Origin of the sequence: Rhizobium sp. PP-CC-3G-465, from assembly GCF_004343445.1 — a bacterium.
In the GTDB taxonomy this organism is placed as follows: domain Bacteria; phylum Pseudomonadota; class Alphaproteobacteria; order Rhizobiales; family Rhizobiaceae; genus Ferranicluibacter; species Ferranicluibacter rubi.
On the sequence record NZ_SLYH01000001.1, the window covers coordinates 464,505 to 484,791 of the forward strand.

At 63.7% G+C, this 20,287-nt stretch carries 17 protein-coding genes and 1 other RNA gene; 17 read left to right on the plus strand and 1 reads right to left on the minus strand.

What is annotated here, in order from left to right; genetic code table 11:
• Positions 1 to 87 precede the first annotated feature (87 nt).
• Positions 88 to 1,302: a pyrophosphate--fructose-6-phosphate 1-phosphotransferase gene (locus C8J33_RS02145; protein ID WP_110799211.1), complete on the minus strand. Its 1,215-nt coding sequence runs from the start codon at positions 1,300 to 1,302 to the stop codon at positions 88 to 90.
• Between the two features lie 336 nt (positions 1,303 to 1,638).
• Between C8J33_RS02145 and C8J33_RS02150 the strand changes: the two genes are divergently transcribed.
• The 17 genes from C8J33_RS02150 to murB all read left to right on the plus strand — a co-directional run bounded on the left by C8J33_RS02150 (position 1,639) and on the right by murB (position 20,268).
• Positions 1,639 to 2,346 carry a J domain-containing protein gene (locus C8J33_RS02150; protein ID WP_110734637.1) on the plus strand — a complete coding sequence of 236 codons (708 nt, stop codon included), beginning with the start codon at positions 1,639 to 1,641 and terminating at the stop codon, positions 2,344 to 2,346.
• The gene (locus C8J33_RS02155; protein ID WP_132662945.1) at positions 2,343 to 3,107 is read left to right on the plus strand and encodes an N-acetylmuramoyl-L-alanine amidase; all 765 of its coding nucleotides are present in this window, start codon (positions 2,343 to 2,345) and stop codon (positions 3,105 to 3,107) included. Before C8J33_RS02150 ends, C8J33_RS02155 begins: the two co-directional genes overlap by 4 nt.
• Positions 3,108 to 3,312: 205 nt before the next feature.
• The gene (locus tag C8J33_RS02160) at positions 3,313 to 3,945 is read left to right on the plus strand and encodes a lytic transglycosylase domain-containing protein (protein WP_245507041.1); all 633 of its coding nucleotides are present in this window, start codon (positions 3,313 to 3,315) and stop codon (positions 3,943 to 3,945) included.
• 55 nt (positions 3,946 to 4,000) lie between these two features.
• Positions 4,001 to 5,182, plus strand: a complete 1,182-nt coding sequence (locus tag C8J33_RS02165) for an NAD(P)/FAD-dependent oxidoreductase (protein WP_132662948.1) — start codon at positions 4,001 to 4,003, stop codon at positions 5,180 to 5,182.
• Between the two features lie 64 nt (positions 5,183 to 5,246).
• Positions 5,247 to 5,649, plus strand: an RNA gene (gene rnpB, locus C8J33_RS02170) — RNase P RNA component class A.
• A 439-nt stretch (positions 5,650 to 6,088) separates the two neighbouring features.
• Positions 6,089 to 6,529: a division/cell wall cluster transcriptional repressor MraZ gene (gene mraZ / locus C8J33_RS02175; protein WP_245417094.1), complete on the plus strand. Its 441-nt coding sequence runs from the start codon at positions 6,089 to 6,091 to the stop codon at positions 6,527 to 6,529.
• A 14-nt stretch (positions 6,530 to 6,543) separates the two neighbouring features.
• Positions 6,544 to 7,569, plus strand: coding sequence for a 16S rRNA (cytosine(1402)-N(4))-methyltransferase RsmH (gene rsmH / locus C8J33_RS02180; RefSeq protein ID WP_132662950.1), 1,026 nt, complete (start codon positions 6,544 to 6,546; stop codon positions 7,567 to 7,569).
• 3 nt (positions 7,570 to 7,572) lie between these two features.
• Positions 7,573 to 7,977, plus strand: coding sequence for a cell division protein FtsL (gene ftsL / locus C8J33_RS02185; protein ID WP_110799207.1), 405 nt, complete (start codon positions 7,573 to 7,575; stop codon positions 7,975 to 7,977).
• Positions 7,977 to 9,728, plus strand: coding sequence for a peptidoglycan D,D-transpeptidase FtsI family protein (locus C8J33_RS02190; protein ID WP_110799206.1), 1,752 nt, complete (start codon positions 7,977 to 7,979; stop codon positions 9,726 to 9,728). Before ftsL ends, C8J33_RS02190 begins: the two co-directional genes overlap by 1 nt.
• Positions 9,729 to 9,792: 64 nt before the next feature.
• On the plus strand, positions 9,793 to 11,286 hold the full coding sequence (locus tag C8J33_RS02195; RefSeq protein WP_132662951.1) for a UDP-N-acetylmuramoyl-L-alanyl-D-glutamate--2,6-diaminopimelate ligase: 1,494 nt from the start codon (positions 9,793 to 9,795) through the stop codon (positions 11,284 to 11,286).
• 4 nt (positions 11,287 to 11,290) lie between these two features.
• Entirely contained in the window at positions 11,291 to 12,727 is a 1,437-nt protein-coding gene (locus C8J33_RS02200) for a UDP-N-acetylmuramoylalanyl-D-glutamyl-2,6-diaminopimelate--D-alanyl-D-alanine ligase (RefSeq protein WP_132662953.1), read from the plus strand.
• Positions 12,728 to 12,801: 74 nt separating this feature from the next.
• Complete coding sequence (gene mraY, locus C8J33_RS02205) at positions 12,802 to 13,902, plus strand: phospho-N-acetylmuramoyl-pentapeptide-transferase (RefSeq protein WP_110728203.1); 1,101 nt, start codon at positions 12,802 to 12,804, stop codon at positions 13,900 to 13,902.
• A 4-nt stretch (positions 13,903 to 13,906) separates the two neighbouring features.
• Complete coding sequence (gene murD / locus C8J33_RS02210) at positions 13,907 to 15,295, plus strand: UDP-N-acetylmuramoyl-L-alanine--D-glutamate ligase (RefSeq protein WP_132662955.1); 1,389 nt, start codon at positions 13,907 to 13,909, stop codon at positions 15,293 to 15,295.
• 72 nt (positions 15,296 to 15,367) lie between these two features.
• Positions 15,368 to 16,522, plus strand: coding sequence for a putative lipid II flippase FtsW (gene ftsW, locus C8J33_RS02215; RefSeq protein ID WP_110728201.1), 1,155 nt, complete (start codon positions 15,368 to 15,370; stop codon positions 16,520 to 16,522).
• A 226-nt stretch (positions 16,523 to 16,748) separates the two neighbouring features.
• Entirely contained in the window at positions 16,749 to 17,873 is a 1,125-nt protein-coding gene (gene murG, locus C8J33_RS02220) for an undecaprenyldiphospho-muramoylpentapeptide beta-N-acetylglucosaminyltransferase (RefSeq protein WP_132662956.1), read from the plus strand.
• Positions 17,870 to 19,297: a UDP-N-acetylmuramate--L-alanine ligase gene (gene murC, locus C8J33_RS02225; protein ID WP_132662958.1), complete on the plus strand. Its 1,428-nt coding sequence runs from the start codon at positions 17,870 to 17,872 to the stop codon at positions 19,295 to 19,297. The genes murG and murC overlap by 4 nt, the downstream gene beginning before the upstream one ends.
• Positions 19,294 to 20,268: a UDP-N-acetylmuramate dehydrogenase gene (murB, locus tag C8J33_RS02230; protein ID WP_110807538.1), complete on the plus strand. Its 975-nt coding sequence runs from the start codon at positions 19,294 to 19,296 to the stop codon at positions 20,266 to 20,268. The genes murC and murB overlap by 4 nt, the downstream gene beginning before the upstream one ends.
• The last annotated feature ends 19 nt before the right edge of the window (positions 20,269 to 20,287 follow it).

Sequence of the window (20,287 nt, forward strand, 5' to 3'; positions counted from 1 at the left end):
CCGGCGCCGTATTCTGCCGTCTATCGGCGCTCGGGAGCATGGCGGCGGATCACAAAACCAGCCACCATGCTCCCGGATTTCGTGTCGTCAGTGTGCCGGCTTCCAGCTCTGGCCGATCGCGTCCATCACCTCGCCGAACCATGGCGTGGACGTGTTGAAATGCTTGCCGCCGCGGATGCGGGGGAATTCGATCGTGCGCAGCTTGCCGCCCTGATCTTCGTCATGGCCGGTGACGCCAGAGACCTTGTCGAGGGCGCTCTGGACCGCGAGATCGACCATGCCCTGGATGAGGCGGAGGTCGTCGATATTGGCCGGGGCCGAGCGTGCGTAATAGCCCGACTTCTGCACCATGGCACGCTGGGCACCAAGAAGGTCCGCGAACTGTTTGGAGAACCAGTTGCCGACATTGATGGTGTCGAGCTTGACGTGGCCGAAAGCGTCGCGCTTGACCGTTTCGCCAGCCGCTTCGCGCTCGGCAACGATCGCATCCATGCAGGCGCCTTCGCTGACGAAGAGGGTGACATAGCCGGTCTTCGCCATGACGGCGCGCAGGCGCTCGGCTTCCGCCTGCAGATCGAAGGCTGTTTCCGGGAGATAGAGCCCGTCGATGGTCTTCAGCGCTTTGTTCATCATGAAGCCATCGACGAACTCGGTCTTCTCGACCGTCTGCATGTAGGAACGTGCCGTGGCGGCGGTCAGCCAGCCGCAGTGGCGGCCCATGACCTCGTGAACGATCAGCGTCTTGGGAGCCGCGCTCTGTTCGTTGCTGACATTGTCGAAGAACTTCGCGCCATATTCGGCAGCGGTCCAGGCGCCGAGCGACTGGCGGATCGGCACGACATCGTTATCGACGGTCTTGGGCAGGCCGACGACGGTGAGGTCGTAACCGTTGGCACCGAGATAGGCGGCAAGGTCGGCGGCCGTCGTGTTGGTGTCGTCGCCGCCGATCGTGTGGAGAATCGTCACGCCGTCTGAGGCGAGACGCTCGGCTGCGACCCGCAGCGGGTTTTCACCTTCTTTGACGAGGCCGCGCTTGACGCAGTCGGCGGCATTGGTGAGCTTGACGCGGCTGTTGCCGATGGGCGAGCCGCCATAGCGATGCAGAAGGCCCGCCTTTTCGCGCATTTGCGGCGTGATTTCGATCCGGTCGGCCAGAAGCAAGCCGTGATAGCCGGAGCGGTAGGCCATGAGTTCAATATCGGGGGCGATATCCGTATAACGCTCGATCAATCCGCCTACGGCAGACGACAGGCACGGGGCGAGACCGCCCGCCGTGAGCATTGCGACTTTCTGCTTGGCCATGATTCCTCCTCGGGATATTGCCATTCATCGGGTTCCGCACCTGTCCTAGCCCAGATCCCCCGTAAGTAAAATGACATGAGCCGCACGGCTGCCGAGCGTGGAGCGCAAATTGCAGCATGAAAATAGTGAGGGCCATCACAAAAGTGTCATTCGAGGCCTTGCTCGTCTTGCAATCGCGGGCGACATCTGATCAGACTTCGGCTCCTTGCGGGACCGTGACCGGAGATGTCTGCGGTGCTGATGCAACAAATCGCACGTGCGACGCTTTCGTCCTGACGTTACCGCCGGACGAAACGGGCCTGAAAACAGGCCGGACAAACGGGAAAGATAATCCTCATGTCGATCTGGGATCGCCTCATCGGAATCGTGACATCGACCGGCAATGCGCTGTCGGGTCTCGTCGAAGCGATCCGGACGCTGTTCGAGGGCGACCCGGAGACACGCCGCAAGGTGGCCTTTTCCGTTGCCATGATCGCGCTGTCGGCCAAGATGGCGAAGGCGGATGGCGTGGTGACGGAGGCCGAGGTTTCCGCATTCCGCCAGATCTTCAAGTTCCCGGAAGACCAGGCACAGAACGTGGCCCGGCTCTACAATCTCGCCCGCCAGGACGTGGCCGGATACGAGGCCTATGCCGAGAAGCTGTCGGGGCTCTGCGTTTCCGGCGAAGCCAATTGCCCGGTGCTTGAGGATATCATCGACGGACTGTTCCACATCGCCAAGTCCGATGGGGCGCTGCACGAGAAGGAGCTCACCTTCCTGCGCCGCGTCGCCGAGATCTTCGGCATGGACGATATGAAATTCGAGGCGATCCTCTCGCGGCATGCCTATCTCGAGGGTGTCGATCCCTATGATCTGCTCGGCGTTTCCCGGAAGGACGATTTCTCGACCATCCGCCGGCGTTATCGCGTGCTTGTCTCCGAGTATCATCCCGACCTTCTGGTCGCCCGTGGCGTTCCAGCTGAGCAGCATGCGACAGCCAACGACCGGATGGCCGCCTTCAACGCTGCCTATGAGGCGATCGAGAGAGAACGTCGCGCGGCATGAGCCTTCCCGTTTGCGATTTCCCGACGGCGCGGTTCGTCGCTTCGCCCAATCATAACGAGCGGCTGGGCGTTTCCGGCCCGGATATGATCATCCTGCACTATACCGGCATGCCGACGGCGGCAGGCGCGCTCGACTGGCTGTGTCGCGAGGAGAGCCAGGTCTCCAGCCATTACTTCGTGCATGAGGATGGCCGGGTAGACCAGCTCGTGGCGGAGGACCGCCGCGCCTGGCATGCGGGCAAGAGTGTCTGGAAGACAGAGACAGACATCAATTCGCGCTCGATCGGCATCGAGATCGCCAATGCCGGCCATCCCGGCGGTCTGCCGGACTATCCTGCGATCCAGATCGCGGCGGTCGTCGAACTGTGTCGGTTTTGTGTCAAGCGCTGGTCCATTCCCCCCGAGCGGGTGCTGGCACACAGCGATATCGCCCCTGTTCGCAAGGTCGATCCGGGGGAAAATTTCCCCTGGAAGAACTTGTATGAAAACGGCGTTGGTCACTGGGTGGAACCGGCACCTGTCGGTGGCGGACGCTACTTCCAGCGCGGCGACAAGGGCCAGCCGGTCGAGGCCGTGCAGGGCATGCTCTCCCTCTACGGCTATGGCCTTGAGGTGACTGGCGAATTTTGCGATAAGACCCATGGGGTCGTGGAGGCTTTTCAGCGCCATTTCCGACCGAGCCAAGTCGATGGAATCGCGGATATCTCGACGCTCGACACGCTGCATCGGCTGCTCGGTTCGCTGCCGCAGTTCACGCGCTGACGACAGCCGTCCCATTTACCGTTCCGCAGCAATTTGCTGCATCGCCATATCATGACCATGTTCCACACGGATTTTGACGCCGTACCGAGGGCGGGGTCCTGAGGGTTGCGTACCGTTCCCCGCTGATGACCATGATCATGGATCGGACGAGGCCGGGGCGGGGCGTCCGCTGGCTTCCCGAATCCCAGCGGAGTTTACAACATTCATGAGACGAACGACTGTCGTCCAGGCAGCCGCCTGTTTTTGCGTGCTTTTTTCGGGGGTTCAACCATCTTTCGCCGGTGCTTTCGCGCCGGTCGTGCCGGCACCGGAAGCCGCTTACCAGACTGCATCCACAGACCTTTCCCTTAAATCCTCTCCGACGAGAGCGGCCTCTCTCGAAGACGTCAAGACGTCCGAGATGACGCGTGCACTGCCGGAGATCGGGCGGACGCTCGGCTTTCCGCTCACGAGCTTCGAAATGGACGCTCCGGCCTATTCCGGCCTCATCGCCACCTATGCGCAGGCCTTCGGCGTGCCGATCGATCTGGCGCATGCCGTCATCCGGGTCGAGAGCAATTTCAACCCGAAGGCGCGCGGCAGTGCCGGTGAAGTCGGGCTGATGCAGATCAAGCCGGCGACGGCGCGCATGATGGGGTATGGCGGCAGCCGGGCAGGGCTGTTCGATCCGGAAACCAACATCAAGTTCGGCATGAAGTATCTCGCCAAGGCACATCGTCTTTCCGGCGGCTTCACTTGCGGCACCATCCTGCGCTACAACGCCGGCCATGGCGCCACCCGCATGAACCCGGTCTCCAGGCGCTATTGCGGCAAGGTCCAGACGCTGCTGGATTCGTGAACGACAGGTCTGATGGAGACCCCCCGTTTGAAATTGGTGAAAACCGGAGATGGCGATGAGCGGAACGTTCGACACGATCGTGATCGGCAAGGGCATGATGGGCGCGGCCGCCGCGCGCCATCTGGCGGTGAGCGGGACGAGCGTCGCCCTGATCGGTCCGGACGAACCGCGCGACTGGGCCACGCATGATGGCGTGTTCTCCAGCCACTACGACAACGGCCGGATCACCCGCACCATCGATAGCGACAGCGACTGGGCGCGCATGGCCCGCCGCTCCATCGAGCGCTATCACGGAATCGAAACCCGATCCGGCGTTTCCTTTTATACCGAGGCCGGTTGCCTGATTGCTGCGGCAGATGGAGGTGCCTATCTCCGCAATGTCGATGCTGCTGCAGGAGGCTTAGGCGTACCCGTCGCTCACATGGATCCGCCTGGCCTGCAATCGCGCTTCCCCTATTTCTCCTTCCAGGATCATGAGAGCGGGATCTTCGAGGCGCGCGATGCCGGGCATGTCAACCCGCGGGCGCTGGTTGCCGCGGAAACCGTCTGCGCGGCAATGGCCGGCGCGTCCGTCATCAGCCACGAGGTGACCGGTCTTGCCGAAACGGCAGACGGCGTGACGGTGACCACAGCCGATGGCGCTACCTATCAGGCGCAGACGGTGCTGGTGGCGACCGGCGGGTTCGCGTTGTCGGAGAGGCTTTTGCGCCGCAAGCCTGCCATGCAGGTCCTGGCGCGCACTGTGCTTTTCGCGGAAGTTGCGGTGGGGGACAGGGAGCGCCTGTCGGCGATGCCGTCGCTCATTCGCAACGGGCCGACGGAAGCCGAAAGCTTCTACCTTCTGCCCCCGATCGTCTATCCCGACGGCAAGACCTATATCAAGATCGGTGGCGAACCGGACGATCTTCAGCTTAATGACGAGGCGCAGATCCGGTCGTGGTTCCGCGGCGGCGGACGGGAAGAGGCAGCAGCGCATCTGGCGCGGCATCTTGCCGATATCCTGCCGGACGTCACGCCGACGTCCACGTATTTCTCGCCTTGCGTCGTCTCGCTGACGGAAACCGGCTATCCCTATATCGGCTATGTCGAGTCCGACCGCGTCGCGGTTCTCACCGGCGGCAATGGCATGGCGGCGAAGAGTTGCGACGAGATCGGCCGGCTCGGGGCTTCGCTGATCCTCGACGGCAAGGTGGACGACGACGGCTACAGCCAATCCTTCGCGCCGGTCTTTGCCTGAGACCTTCCTTCTCTATCGTTGATAAAGCTGGCCAAGGCCGGAAGTCTCCGCTATCAGGGCGCTGCCAGTCGGCCGGGCAGCCGCTCTCCGCTATGACCGAAAGGTTGCGGGGGGAGGAAAGTCCGGGCTCCACGGAAAAACGGTGCCGGATAACGTCCGGCGAGGGCGACCTCAGGGATAGTGCCACAGAAAGCAAACCGCCCGCGTCTGACGCGGGTAAGGGTGAAAGGGTGGGGTAAGAGCCCACCGCGCGTCTGGTAACAGGGGCGGCACGGTAAACCCCACCGGGAGCAAGACCGAATAGGGATGACGTGGTTGCCGCAAGGCTGCCGGCCTGTTCCGGGCCAGTCATCCGGGTGGGTTGCACGAGGCGGCGCGCGAGCGTCGTCCCAGATGAATGGCTGCCACGTTCCGGTCCTCAACCGGCCGGAGCCATACAGAACCCGGCTTACAGGCCGACTGGCGCTTTTTCCCTTCCTACCATCCCTGCGTGCGATGCGCCTTATTTCAGGTCACGCCGATTTTCTCCTATGTCGCTGTTCTCTCACGTATTTGAGCTTTCTCGAATGCCTCCTGCGGTATTGGGAATGTTTCCGATCGCGCTTTGCAAACAAAGTGTTGCCTGAGCGATCGTAACCATTTGTTAAACTTAACAGTCTATCAATGATGGGTGGAGGCGGCCCCTCCAGCGACCCAAATCCCATTGACCCCCATATGGTCCCATGCTATCCCAATCATGCACTGCACAGGGGTCGTTGACGGCCCGATCATCGCGAGTTTGGTGGTTGCCCCGACAGGGGTTTTGGAACGGGTTCGTCGCCCGGCGGTGGCGTATTGTGTCTGCTTCCGGGGTTGCTTGCGGGCGTTTTCCGTCGGCGCATTGGATGAAAACGGCTGTTGCGCGTCATGAACCGCTTTCTCTCGCATGCCACGAACCGTATCGATGCGAAGGGACGGGTCTCCGTTCCCTCGTCGTTTCGCGGCGTGCTGGCGAAGCTGGATATTGCGGAGCTGTATTGCTTCCAGGATTTCGTGTTCCCTGCCATCAGTGCGGGCGGGCCGGAATTGCTGGACCGTTTCGAGCGGCAGATAGCGGGCGAGGATCCGTTTTCGCCGCAAGCCAACGAGATGTCGCTCCTCATTCACGGGGGCGGGGTCTTCATGAAGCTCGACCAGGAAGGTCGGTTGATGGTCACGGATTTTATCCGCGACTTCACCGGCATCACCAACGAGGTGACTTTCGTTGGCCGGGCGGATCACTTTCAGTTATGGGCGCCGCAGGTGTTTCAGGAAACGCAGGCGGCGGCACGTCAGGAACGCAGGTTGCGAGGTCTGCGCCCCGGCTAGCATGGAGAGACGGAATGGTGGCGGATCTTGGCGACAGTGCAGCTGGAGCCGATGGCGGACCGGTCCGCCACATTCCGGTTCTTCTCCCAGAGGTTTTGAACAGTCTTCAGCCGGAAACGGGTAAGACGATCCTCGATGGCACGTTCGGTGCCGGCGGATATGCGTCCGCGATCCTTCAGGGTGGCGCCGACGTCATCGCGCTCGATCGCGATCCGAACGCAATCGCTGCCGGACAGGCCCTTGTCGCGGCGAGCGGCGGTCGTTTAACGCTCATTCACGCACAGTTTTCCGAGCTGGCCCGTCATGCGCCCGAAGGCGGGCTGGACGGTGTCGTGCTCGATATCGGCGTCTCCTCCATGCAGATCGACGAAGCGGACAGAGGCTTTTCCTTTCAACGTCGCGGTCCGCTCGACATGCGCATGTCGAGCCATGGCGTTTCCGCGGCGGATGTCGTCAACCGCGCGAAGGTCGGCGATCTCATCCGCATCTTCGGTTTCCTCGGCGAAGAGCCGCAGTCGGGCCGCATCGCGCGCGCCATCGAGAAGCGCCGTGCGGAAACGCCGTTCGAGACGACGCGCGATCTGGCCGGGCTGATCGAGGTGGTGACCCCGCGCAAGGCCAAGGACAAGATCCATCCGGCGACCCGCGTCTTCCAGGCGCTGCGCATTTTCGTCAATAACGAGCTCGGCGAACTGGCCAAGGCGCTGTTTGCCGCCGAGCGCGCGCTGAAGCCCGGCGGGCGGCTGAGCGTGGTGACCTTCCATTCGCTCGAAGACCGGATCGTCAAGAAATTCTTCCAGGACCGGGCCGGCAAGGCTTCGGGTTCGCGTCATCTTCCCATCATGCACGAACGCCCGGCAACCTTCGCACCAGTTGGTAAGGCGATGATTGCTGCCAGCGAAGACGAATCATCCAGGAATCCGCGCGCCCGCTCCGCCAAGCTGCGGGTCGGGGAACGCACGCATGCTCCAGCCGAGGCCGCCGACATGTCGATTTTCGATCTGCCAGACCTTGCAAGTCTTTCGAAGCTGGGAGGCTGACGCATGCTGAGAACGCTCGATATCGTGTTGATCGTCGTCATGACCGGCGCGGCGACCGTGACCTATACGATCAAGCACAAGGCCGAGAACAAGCTCGAGGAAGTCCGCTCGCTCGATGCGCAGATCAAGCTCGAGGAAGACACGATCGACCTTCTGCGGGCCGACTGGGCCCTTCTGACCCAGCCGAACCGGCTCGACCGGCTGGTTACGGCCTATGACAAGGACCTGCAGCTCGTTCCCACGGACCCGACGCAGCTTGCGCATCCCGAAGAGCTGCCGATGCTGAAGGCCGATGTCCCTCCGCCGGAGGAGAAGGACAGCAAGGGCAAGAAGAAGGCCGCTCCGGCCGTCGCCGCTCGCGAAAGCCAGGAGACCGACGAAATCTCAACAGGCTCGGTGGCGCGCTGATGTCGTTTCTTTCCCGCATCATGGTCGTCAAGAGCAAGGCGCACTTCTCTGCCGGCGGTAACAATCATCCCGGCGACCTTTCGCGCGGCGCGCCCTTCGAAGGCATCCGCAAGCGGCGCGGCAACCAGGCCCGCAGCCGCGTCGCCATCGTCATCGCCGGCTTTTCGGTCGTCTACTGCATCATCGGCGGACGCCTGATCCAGTACGGTTTCGCCCAGCCCGAGACGGTATCGAGCATCGGCCGCGCCGACAATCTGATGGCCTCGCGTCCCGACATTCTCGACCGCAACGGCCAGATTCTGGCAACCGACATCCGCACCGTCTCGCTCTTTGCCGAGCCGCACAAGATCGTCGATGCGGACGAGGCTGTCGAGCAGCTGGCGACTGTGCTGCCCAACCTCAACAATGCCGACATCTACAACAAGCTGAAGTCCAAATCGCGCTTCCAGTGGCTGCGCCGCCAGCTGACGCCGAAGCAGCAGAGCGAAATTCTCGCGCTCGGCATTCCCGGCATCGGCTTCCGGCCGGAGAAGCGCCGCTTCTATCCGGGCGGCGTCACCGCCTCGCATGTCGTCGGCCACGTCAACGTCGATAACCGCGGCATTGCGGGCATGGAGCGCTGGATCGACAACCAGGGCCTTGCGGACCTCGCTGCCATCGGCATGACGAGCGATGCGAAGCTGGAGCCCGTGCGTCTGTCGATCGACCTGCGCGTCCAGAACATCATGCGCGATGTCGTCGTCGATGCCATGGTCAAGTTCAAGTCGCTGGCCGCCGGCGGCGTCGTCATGGATGTGAAGACCGGCGAAATCCTCGCCATGGTTTCCTATCCCGATTACGATCCGAACAAGCCGGCCGATGGCGCCAAGGAAGGCTGGATGAACCGCATGTCGAACGGGACGTTCGAGATGGGCTCCACCTTCAAGTCGTTCACCACGGCCATGGCGCTCGACAGCGGCAAGGTCAAGCTGACCGACAGCTTCGACGCGCGTTTCCCGATCCGCATCGGCGGCTTCACCATCAAGGACTTCCACGGCAAGCATCGCGTGCTGACCGTGCCGGAAATCTTCCAGTATTCGTCCAACATCGGCACGGCCAAGATGGCCGATCTCGTCGGTATCGACGCGCACAAGGAGTTCCTGACGCGGATCGGCCTTCTGACGCGGATTCCGACGGAACTGCCGGAGATCAAGATGCCGAGCCAGCCGAAGGTCTGGAAGAAGATCAACTCGATCACGATCTCGTTCGGCCATGGCGTGTCCACCACGCCGCTGCAGACGGCGGTCGCGGGCGGGGCGCTGATCAACGGCGGCAAACTGATCGAGCCGACCTTCCTGCCGCGCACCATCGAAGAGGCCGCTGCCGCCTCCACGCAGGTCATCAAGAAATCGACCAGCGACGACATGCGCTACCTGTTCCGCTGGAACGGTGTCCACGGATCGGGCCGGAACGCCCGCGTTCCCGGCTTCAATGTCGGCGGCAAGACGGGCACGGCCGACAAGGTGGTCAATGGGCGCTATTCGAGCGACGCGAACTTCAACGCCTTCCTTGCCGGCTTCCCGATCGACGATCCGCGCTATGTGGTGCTGACCTTCATCGACGAGCCGAAGACGGACAAGGGCAACGGCGCGGCGCTTGCCGGCAACACGGCGGCCCCGATGGTTCATGACATCATCAGCCGTTCTGCGCCGCTTCTGGGTGTCGAGCCGAAGTTCGGTGTCGATGGTTCCGCCTTGCTTGTGGCGTATTGAGCGGTAAAGGACGGTCACGCGGCCGTGATGGCCCAAGGGAATCGTGTTGGGAAAAGTGCAATCGATGAAGATCAGTGACCTTGCGATGCTTGCAGACGGGTATGACGGAGCGGGCGCGTTGCTGCCGTCAGGTCAGGCCGATGCCGAAATCGGCGGACTGACGGCCGACAGTCGCAAGGTTTCGCCCGGCACCCTGTTCGTGGCGGTTCCCGGCAACAAGGCGAACGGCAGCGTTTATGTCGACGACGCCGTGTCGCGCGGTGCGGTCGCCATCGTGACCGAGGAGGACCTCGGCTCGACCCTTTCCGTGCCCGTCCTTCGCGTCGCTTCCACCCGCACGTTTCTCTCTCGCGCAGCAGCGCGTTTCTATGACGCGCAGCCGGAAACCATGGTCGCCGTCACCGGTACGGCGGGGAAGACCTCGGTCGCTTCGTTTACCCGCCAGATCTGGGCGCATGCCGGGCTTGCCGCTGCGATGATCGGCACGACCGGCGTCGTTGCGCCCGGCCGGAACGACTACGGCTCGCTCACCACGCCCGATCCGGTCTCGCTGCACCAGCTGCTGTCTGAACTGGCTGCGGCCGGCGTGACGCATGCGGCCATGGAAGCCTCCAGTCACGGGCTCGACCAGAGCCGGCTCGACGGCGTGCGCCTCTCGGCTGCCGCCTTCACCAATCTCGGCCGCGATCACATGGATTACCATCCGACGATCGAGCATTATCTCGGCGCCAAGATGCGCCTGTTCGAAGCGCTGCTGCCGAAGGGCGCGCCGGCCATCATCTTCTCTGACGACGAATGGTCGGATGCCGCGATCCGGGCTGCGAAAGCGGCCGGAAGCGACGTGCGCACCGTCGGGCGCAAGGGCGACTATCTCGCTCTGAAGCGCGTCGAGCATTTCCGCCACAAGCAGATCGCCGAAGTCCATGTCGACGGGCGGATCTTCGAGGTGAACCTGCCGCTTGCCGGCGATTTCCAGATTTCGAATGCGTTGGTGGCCGCAGGTCTTGCCCTGTCCACGGGCGTTGATGCGCCCACGGTCATGCTGGCGCTCGAGAAGCTGCAGGGTGCTCCGGGCCGACTGGAGCTTGTGGGTCAGACGCCGGATGGCGCGCTCGCCTATGTTGATTACGCCCACAAGCCGGACGCGCTGGCGCAGGTCCTGTCCTCCGTCCGGCCTTTCACGACCGGACGCGTCGTGACGGTGTTCGGCTGCGGTGGCGACCGCGACAAAGGCAAGCGGCCGCTGATGGGCGAGATCGCGACCCGGCTGTCCGATGTCGTGATCGTGACGGACGACAATCCGCGTTCGGAAACACCGGCGACGATCCGCAGCGAGATCCTGGCCGCGGCGCCCGGCGCGACCGAAATCGCCGATCGCGCGGAGGCCATCCGCCATGCCGTCGGCATACTGGGGCCGGGGGATACGCTGATCGTCGCCGGCAAGGGTCACGAGCAGGGGCAGACGGTCGGCACGGTCACGCTGCCCTTCTCCGATCATGCCGAAATTCGCAAGGCTCTTGGTGCGCAGCAGACGGCTGGCCAGGATATGGGAGGCTGACGACATGGGTTTTCTCTGGACGAGCGCCGACCTGCTGGCCGCCATGCACGGTCGCCCTGTGGGCAACCTGCCGCAGGGCATTACCGGCATCTCGATCGACAGCCGTGCCATGGGCAAGGGCGAGGCCTTCTTCGCCATCAAGGGCGACCGGGTGGACGGGCATGACTATGCCGGTCTCGCCATTGCCAATGGTGCCGCCCTTCTCGTTGTCAGCGAAGGCAAGCTGCCGGCGCTCGGACGCCTGATCGCGCCGATGATCGTCGTGGATGACGTGCTCGCGGCCATGGTCCGACTCGGCTGCGCGGCGCGCGACCGGAGTGCGGCCAAGATCATCGCGGTCACGGGCTCCGTCGGCAAGACGACCACCAAGGAGATGCTGCGGCATGCGCTGTCGCCGAGCGGCCGGGTTCACGCGTCCGTCGCCTCCTTCAACAATCACTGGGGCGTGCCGCTGACGCTCGCGCGCATGCCCGAGGCCACAGATTACGGTGTCTTCGAAATCGGCATGAATCATCCCGACGAGATCCGGCCGCTGGTGCGCATGGTCCGTCCGCATGTCGCCGTCATCACCACGATCGCACCGGCGCATCTCGGCAATTTCCGCGATCTCGACGAGATCGCCACGGCGAAGGCCGAGATCATGGAAGGGCTGGTCGATGGCGGCCATGTCCTTCTCAACCGCGACAATGCGCAGTTCGGCACGCTGGAAAAGGCGGCCGCGATGCTCGGCGTCTCCAGCGTACACAGCTTCGGCGTCGATCAGCGCGCCGATTTCCGGATGATCGAATATGCGGCGACGCCGGAAGGCGGCACGCTCTGGGCGATGATCGACGCTCGCACGCTCGAGATCCCGCTCGGCGCACCGGGCCGCCACATCGCCGAGAATGCGCTCGCCGTGCTCGGTGCGGCGACACTCGTCGGCGCGGACCTCGACACGGTGATATCAGCGCTGGCGACGCTGCAGCCGGAAAAAGGCCGTGGCGAACGCCATCGTCTGTCCGTGGGCACGGGCACGATGACGCTGATCGACGAGAGCTACAACGCCAATCCCGCCTCCATGCGCGCGGCCATCGCGCTTCTCGGAGAGGCCGAGATCGGTGTCGAGGGCGGACGACGGATTGCCATTCTCGGCGACATGCTGGAGATGGGCACGCATTCCACACAGGCACATGCGTCTCTTGCCGGCGCGCTCTCGGAGCAGGGGATCGACACGGTCTGGCTTGCCGGACCCGAGATGACGCATCTGCAGGATGCTCTGCCGGAGACGGTCTCCGTGGTTCATTGCGACGCGGTCGATGATCTGCGCAATCACGCGGTCGCCTCGGTGCGCGCGGGCGATGTCGTCATGATCAAATCCTCGAAGGGAACGGGCTGCGGACGGATCGTCCAGGCTCTTCTCGATACATTTCCGGCGCAGGCCGAAACTGAGCAGGCGCTCTAGCGCTCGCTCCATCTCATTTTCCTCTCCGGTCGGGAGAGGCATATCGATATCGAATTTTCGGGGAAGGGTCCCTCATGCTCATCTGGCTTGTCGAACTGGCGGACCATTTCCAGTTTTTCAATCTGTTCCGGTACATCACGTTCCGCACCGGTGCGGCGCTCTTTACCTCCGCCATGATCGTCTTCCTGTTCGGGCCGAAGATGATTTCGTCGCTGCGCGTACGACAGGGCCGGGGACAGCCGATCCGCGCCGATGGGCCGCAGACGCACTTCAAGAAGGCGGGGACGCCGACGATGGGCGGCCTGATGATCCTCGCCGGCATCGTCGTTTCGTCGCTGCTCTGGGCCGACCTTTCCAGCGTCTATGTGGTCTCGACCCTGCTCGTCACGCTCGGCTTCGGCGCCATTGGCTTTTATGACGACTATCTCAAGGTGACGAAGCAGTCGGACAAGGGCTTTTCCGGCAAGGCGCGTCTCGCGATCGAGTTCGCGGTCGCTGCCGTCGCCGTGTTCTTCATGATGCGGTCGGCGATCTCCGCAGGCACGGCCGGCTCCACCTTCGGCTCCTCGCTGACATTCCCCTTCCTCAAGGATTTCACGCTCAACCTCGGCTATTTCTTCATCCTGTTCGGCGGCTTCGTCATCGTCGGCGCCGGCAATGCGGTGAACCTGACGGACGGGCTTGATGGCCTCGCCATCGTGCCGGTTATGATCGCTGCGGCCTCCTTCGGCGTCATCGCCTATCTCGCCGGCAACGCGGTGTTCGCCAATTACCTGCAGATCCACTTCGTACCCGGTACAGGGGAACTGGCCGTCATTCTCGGAGCGGTCATCGGGGCGGGGCTCGGCTTTCTCTGGTTCAACGCGCCGCCCGCCGCCATCTTCATGGGCGACACCGGGTCGCTGGCGCTCGGTGGCCTCATCGGCACCGTCGCCGTCGCCACCAAGCACGAGATCGTCATGGTCATCATCGGCGGCCTCTTCGTCATGGAGACGCTGTCCGTCATCATCCAGGTCTTCTGGTTCAAGCGCACCGGCCGCCGCGTGTTCCTGATGGCGCCGATCCACCACCATTTCGAAAAGAAGGGCTGGACGGAAAGCCAGGTCGTCATCCGCTTCTGGATCATCGCCGTTATCCTGGCCATGGTCGGCCTTTCCACGCTGAAGCTGCGGTAAGCCGATGATCCCCGTCACCACGCTCAACGGTCGCCACGTTGCCCTCTTCGGTCTCGGAGGCTCCGGGCTCGCCACCGCGCGCGCGCTGGTTGCCGGCGGCGCGACGGTGACCGCGTGGGACGACAATGCCGAGAGCGTGGCGAAGGCCGCTGCCGAGGGGATCGGCACCGGCGATCTGCGGCAGGCAGACTGGTCGGCATTCACAGCTTTCGTTCTGTCGCCCGGCGTGCCGCTCACGCATCCGAAGCCGCACTGGACGGTCGATCTTGCGCGCGGCGCTGGCGTCGAGGTGATCGGGGACGTCGAGCTGCTCTCGCGCGAGCGACGGGCTCTTTCGCCCGAAGCACCGCTGATCGCCATCACCGGCACCAACGGCAAATCCACGACCACGGCACTGATCGCGCACATTCTTGTCGCCAGCGGCCGCGACACGCAGCTCGGCGGCAATATCGGCACGGCGGTGCTGACGCTCGACCCGCCGGCAAAAGACCGGTTCTATGTGGTCGAGTGCTCGTCTTACCAGATCGACCTGACGCCTTCGCTGGAACCGACCGCCGGAATCCTCCTCAACCTCACGCCCGACCATATCGACCGCCACGGGACCATGGAAAACTATGCGGCGATCAAGGAACGCCTGGTCGCTGCGAGCCATACCGCCATCATCGGCGTGGACGATGCCTGGTGCGAAGCCATCGCGGATCGCGTGGCGCTCGCCGGTCGTTCCGTTATTCGCATCGCTCGCCACCGATCGCTCGGCGATGGCTACTACGCTGAGGGCGCCGCCGTGATGCGCGCCGAGGGGGGGCTTGCGGAGGTCTTTGCCGACCTCTCGGGCATCGCGACGCTTCGGGGAAGCCATAACGGCCAGAACGCGGCAGCGGCGATCGCCGCCTGCCTCGCGGTGGGCGCGTCGAAAGCGGAGATCCTGTCGGGGTTCGCTTCCTTCCCCGGGCTCAAGCATCGCATGCAGCCGGTTGCGACCGTCGGTGACGTCACCTTCGTCAATGACAGCAAGGCGACCAATGCGGAGGCCGCGGCTCCGGCGCTGTCGAGCTTCGAGCGGATCTACTGGATTGCCGGTGGCGTGCCCAAAGACGGCGGCATCGCGTCGCTCTCTCCGTATTTCCCGAAGATCGCCAAGGCCTACCTGATCGGCCGCGCGGCAGACGAGTTCGCGGCAACGCTTGGCGATGCCGTTCCGTTCGAGCGGTCGGAGACGCTGGAGAAAGCCGTCGCGGATGCGGCTGCGGATGCGGCACGGGACGGGTTGCCAGCGGCCGTTCTGTTGTCCCCGGCTTGCGCAAGCTTCGACCAGTACAAGAATTTTGAGATGCGCGGGGATGCGTTCGTGGCCCATGTGGCCGCTCTTCCCCGTGTGACCATGCTGATTTGATAGCCGTGGCGGCTCTGTCGCCGCGGCCGGACGGTTTACGGCGCGACTGCGCTTTTTGACGAGGATGAAGACATGGTGAGTCGTGCGGAGCGTGGCCCGGTGGCCGACTGGTTCTGGACCATCGACAGGTTCTTCCTGGCGACGTTCATTCTGTTGATGGGCATCGGCTTCATGCTGTCCTTCGCCGCGAGCCCTGCGGTCGCGGAGCGGCTGGGCCTTGACAGCTTCCATTTCGTCAAGCGCCAGGCGGCCTTTCTCATTCCGTCGCTGGTCGTCATGATCGGCCTGTCGTTTCTGACGCCGCGTCAGGTGCGTCGCACGGCCATCGTCATTCTCGCCGCGTCCATCGCCATGATGATTCTGGCACTGTTCTTCGGTGTCGAGATCAAGGGCTCGCGCCGGTGGTTCTCGATCGGCCCGATCGGCATCCAGCCGTCCGAGTTCATGAAGCCTGCCTTCGTCATCGTCTGCGCCTGGCTCTTCTCCGAACACGCCCGCCAGCCGGAAATTCCCGGCAATCTCTTCGCGATCCTGCTTTACGGCATCGTCGCAACGCTTCTCATCGCCCAGCCCGACCTCGGGCAGACCATCCTGACGACGGCCGTCTGGGGCGGCATGTTTTTTATGGCGGGAATGCCGTGGCTCTGGATCGTCGTTCTCGGCGGCTCGGCCGTCGGCGGTCTCGTCGTTGCCTATACGCTGCTTCCCCACGTCGCCGGCCGTATCGACCGGTTCATGACCGGCGAAGGCGACACGTTCCAGGTGGATACGGCGCGCGAGGCGATCATTCGCGGCGACTGGCTGGGGCAGGGCCCGGGCGAGGGCATCATCAAGCGGATCATCCCGGACAGCCATACCGACTTCATCTTCTCGGTCGCGGCGGAAGAGTTCGGTATCGTGTTCTGCATGGTCATCGTCGCCATCTTCTCGTTCCTCGTCATGCGCGGCCTCAGCCACGCTTTCCGCGAGCGCAACGACTTCAACCGCTTCGCCGTCGCCGGCCTCGTGCTGCAGATCGGCATCCAGTCGATCATCAATGTCGGGGTCAATCTCGAACTGCTGCCCGCCAAGGGCATGACGCTGCCGCTGATTTCCTACGGTGGTTCCTCAATGATCGCGATCTGCGTCACCGCCGGCTTCATTCTGGCTCTCACCCGCCACCGCCCGGAAAAGCGCGCTTTGGAGCGCAGCCTGTTCCGCACCGGTGCACCTGTCGCGGCGGAATAGGATGACGGCATTCCGTGCGCGCTCGTTATGCACGCGGCCGACCAAATGACAGCGTCGCGCGTCCCTCCGACACGCGACGCTGTGGCACTTCAAGCAGCGGCAGAATGGCTGAGGAAACCGGTCCCGGTTTCCGGCATTATGCGCTAGAACATTTCGTCCGTGCTTTTTTGACACATCTTCGCTGCGCTGCTTTGCGCAATACGCTTCGTACTGGAGGTCTCGAGTCTTGACCAAGGGCATCGTCATGCTAGCCGCCGGAGGTACCGGCGGTCATCTTTTTCCAGCCGAGGCGCTCGCGCACGAACTGGCCGCACTGGACTTCACGGTGCACCTAATCACCGACCACCGGGCCGAGCGCTACGCCGGCTCCTTCCCGGCCGAGCGCATCCATGTCGTGCGCTCCGCCACGATCGGCTCGCGCAACCCCGTCAAGGTCGGGTCCTCTCTCTGGCAGCTGTGGAGCGGCCTGCGCGAGGCCCGCAGTATCCTGAAGGAGATAAAGCCGAAGGTGGTCGTCGGGTTCGGGGGCTATCCGACCGTGCCGCCGCTTCTCGCCGCCAGCCGGCTGCGCATCCCCACGATCATCCATGAACAGAACGCCGTGATGGGTCGCGCGAACAAGGGCCTCGCCGGGCGCGTCACCGCAATCGCCGGCGGCTTCCTGCCGGAAACGGATGGACGCTATGCGCAGAAGACGGTGACGACGGGCAATCCCGTGCGTCCCGCCGTGCTTGAAGCCGCCGAGGTTCCCTATGCGGCGTCCGGCCCGGGCGAGACCTTCCGGCTCGTCGTGTTCGGCGGCAGCCAGGGCGCGCAGTTCTTCTCCAAGGCCATTCCGGCGGCGATCGCTCTGCTCGAGCCCGAACTTCGCGCCCGGCTGCACGTGACGCAGCAGGCCCGGCCGGAGGATCTCGACGGCGCGCGGACGGCGATGTCGAAATTCGAGCTGACGGCGGAAATCTCGCCCTTCTTCACCGACATGGCCGGACGGATTGCCGCGGCCCATCTGCTCGTCTGCCGCTCCGGCGCCTCCACCGTGTCGGAAATTGCCGTCATCGGTCGCCCGTCCATCCTCGTGCCTTATCCCTTCGCGCTCGATCACGATCAGGCGGCGAATGCGGCGGCCCTCGCCGAGACCGGAGCGGCACGGCTCGTGCCGCAAAAGGACCTGACGCCGGAGGTTCTCGCTGGCTTCATTCGCGACGCGATGAACAACCCTGAGAGCATGACGGAGATGGCGACCAGCGCCAAGGCCGCGGGCCGGCCGGATGCCGCGCGCTTGCTTGCCGGCATGGTAGCGGCTATTGCCAGCGGCCAGACGATTGCCCAATTCAAGGAAAAACGCTCATGAAACTGCCGCAGACGATCGGCCTCGTCCATTTCATCGGTATCGGCGGGATCGGGATGAGCGGCATTGCGGAAGTGCTGCACAACCTCGGCCACCGCGTCCAGGGCTCGGATCAAGCCGAAAGCGCCAACGTCCAGCGGTTGCGCGAGAAGGGCATCGAGGTCTTCGTCGGCCACAAGGCTGAGAACCTCGGGGAGTCCGAGGTCGTCGTCGTGTCCACGGCGATCAAGAAGACCAATCCGGAACTGATCGCGGCCCGCGAGAAGCTGCTGCCCGTCGTGCGCCGCGCCGAAATGCTGGCCGAGCTCATGCGTTTCCGCAGCTCGATCGCCATCGGCGGTACGCACGGCAAGACGACGACGACGTCGATGGTTGCGGCCCTGCTGGAAGCCGGCGGTCTTGACCCGACCGTCATTAATGGCGGCATCATCAATGCCTATGGCACCAATGCGCGCATGGGTGCCGGCGAGTGGATGGTGGTGGAGGCCGACGAATCGGACGGTACTTTTCTCAAGCTTCCGGCCGATGTGGCCGTCGTCACCAATATCGACCCGGAGCATCTCGACCATTACGGCACGTTCGACCAGGTGCGGGCGGCGTTTCGCCAGTTCGTCGAAAACGTTCCGTTCTACGGCTTCGGTGTGATGTGTCTCGACCATCCCGAGGTCCAGACGATGGTCTCCAAGATCGAGGACCGTAAGGTCATCACCTATGGCGAGAACCCGCAGGCGGACGTGCGCTTCTTCAACATCCGCATGGATGGCGCGACCTCGATCTTCGACGTCGCCATCCGACGTCGCCGCACGGGACAGTTGATCGAGCTGAAGGACCTGCGCCTGCCGATGCCCGGCCGCCACAACGTTTCCAACGCGACGGCCGCTATTGCGGTCGCGAACCGGCTCGGGATGAACTCCGAGGATATCGCCAAGGGCCTTGCGGCCTTCGGCGGCGTCAAGCGGCGCTTCACCTTTACCGGTGAGTGGAACAACGTTCGGATCTATGACGACTATGGGCACCACCCGGTCGAGATCAAGGCCGTGCTGCGCGCCGCGCGCGAGGCCAGCCAAGGCCGAATCATCGCCGTGCATCAGCCGCACCGATTCTCTCGCTTGCAGAGCCTGTTCGAGGATTTCGCGGCCTGCTTCAATGATGCGGATACGATTCTTCTGTCGCCCGTCTACTCGGCCGGCGAGGAGCCGCTCGAGGGGATCACCTCGCAGGAGCTGGTTTCCCGGATCAAAGCGGGCGGACATCGCGATGCCCGCTATGTGGAAGGGCCGGAAGCCCTTGCGCCGCTGGTCTCCACCATTGCACAACCCGGTGACTTCGTGGTTCTTTTGGGCGCCGGCAGCATTACCTACTGGGCTGCCGCGCTGCCGAAGGAATTGGCCGACATCACAAAGCAGGGGACAGGACAGGACGCATGAAACAGGTCGACGGAACAAAGCTGCTCGCATCGCTCGGCGAGGGCGTCAACGCGCTTCGGGGACGGCTGACGCCGGATGCGCCCATGGACCGCGTGACGTGGTTCCGCGCCGGCGGGCTGGCCGAGCTGATGTTCCAGCCGCACGACGTCGATGATCTCGTCACCTTCCTGAAGCTCGTTCCCGAGGAAGTGCCGGTGATGGTGGCCGGCGTCGGCTCCAACCTGCTGGTGCGCGACGGCGGCATTCCCGGTGTCGTGATCCGTCTCTCGGCCAAGGGTTTTGGCGATATCGAACTCGTGGGCGACAACCGCGTGAAGGCCGGCGCCATCTGCCCGGACAAGAACCTCGCGGCCATGACGCTCGATCACGGGATCGGTGGCTTCTTCTTCTATTACGGCATCCCCGGCACCGTCGGCGGCGCGCTGCGCATGAACGCGGGCGCCAATGGCGGCGAGACGCGCGAGCGGGTGGTCGAAGTGCATGCCGTCGACCGGCAGGGCGAAAAGCACGTGCTGAGCAATGCCGACATGGGCTACAGCTATAGGCATTCGAGCGCCCCGAAGGACCTCATCTTCACGCATGCGGTTTTCGAGGGTTATCCGGAAGACAAGGCGAAGATCCGGGCCGACATGGATGCCGTGCGGCAGCACCGCGAGACCGTTCAGCCGATCCGGGAGAAGACCGGCGGCTCGACCTTCAAGAATCCGGAAGGGCATTCCGCCTGGAAGCTGATCGACGAAGCCGGCTGCCGCGGCATGATGATCGGCGGTGCGCAGATGTCGCCGATGCACTGCAACTTCATGATCAATACGGGGCAGGCGAGCGGCTACGAGCTCGAATATCTCGGCGAAACCGTGCGCCAGCGCGTGATGGAGCATTCCGGCGTCAAGCTGGAGTGGGAGATCAAGCGGATCGGTAAGTTCATGGCCGGTTATGAGGTGCGAGAGTTTCTCGGCCGGGCGACGGTGTGATGGCGAGCGGTAGCGATTC

Coding starts and splice junctions, on each gene's coding strand:
- ftsL (WP_110799207.1), top strand. CDS start 7,573: ATGCTGAGAACGCTCGATATCGTGTTGATCGTCGTCATGACCGGCGCG.
- C8J33_RS02195 (WP_132662951.1), top strand. CDS start 9,793: ATGAAGATCAGTGACCTTGCGATGCTTGCAGACGGGTATGACGGAGCG.
- murD (WP_132662955.1), top strand. CDS start 13,907: ATGATCCCCGTCACCACGCTCAACGGTCGCCACGTTGCCCTCTTCGGT.
- C8J33_RS02150 (WP_110734637.1), top strand. CDS start 1,639: ATGTCGATCTGGGATCGCCTCATCGGAATCGTGACATCGACCGGCAAT.
- rsmH (WP_132662950.1), top strand. CDS start 6,544: ATGGTGGCGGATCTTGGCGACAGTGCAGCTGGAGCCGATGGCGGACCG.
- C8J33_RS02165 (WP_132662948.1), top strand. CDS start 4,001: ATGAGCGGAACGTTCGACACGATCGTGATCGGCAAGGGCATGATGGGC.
- C8J33_RS02160 (WP_245507041.1), top strand. CDS start 3,313: ATGAGACGAACGACTGTCGTCCAGGCAGCCGCCTGTTTTTGCGTGCTT.
- mraZ (WP_245417094.1), top strand. CDS start 6,089: ATGAACCGCTTTCTCTCGCATGCCACGAACCGTATCGATGCGAAGGGA.
- C8J33_RS02190 (WP_110799206.1), top strand. CDS start 7,977: ATGTCGTTTCTTTCCCGCATCATGGTCGTCAAGAGCAAGGCGCACTTC.
- C8J33_RS02155 (WP_132662945.1), top strand. CDS start 2,343: ATGAGCCTTCCCGTTTGCGATTTCCCGACGGCGCGGTTCGTCGCTTCG.
- murC (WP_132662958.1), top strand. CDS start 17,870: ATGAAACTGCCGCAGACGATCGGCCTCGTCCATTTCATCGGTATCGGC.
- C8J33_RS02145 (WP_110799211.1), bottom strand. CDS start 1,302: ATGGCCAAGCAGAAAGTCGCAATGCTCACGGCGGGCGGTCTCGCCCCG.
- mraY (WP_110728203.1), top strand. CDS start 12,802: ATGCTCATCTGGCTTGTCGAACTGGCGGACCATTTCCAGTTTTTCAAT.
- ftsW (WP_110728201.1), top strand. CDS start 15,368: ATGGTGAGTCGTGCGGAGCGTGGCCCGGTGGCCGACTGGTTCTGGACC.
- C8J33_RS02200 (WP_132662953.1), top strand. CDS start 11,291: ATGGGTTTTCTCTGGACGAGCGCCGACCTGCTGGCCGCCATGCACGGT.
- murB (WP_110807538.1), top strand. CDS start 19,294: ATGAAACAGGTCGACGGAACAAAGCTGCTCGCATCGCTCGGCGAGGGC.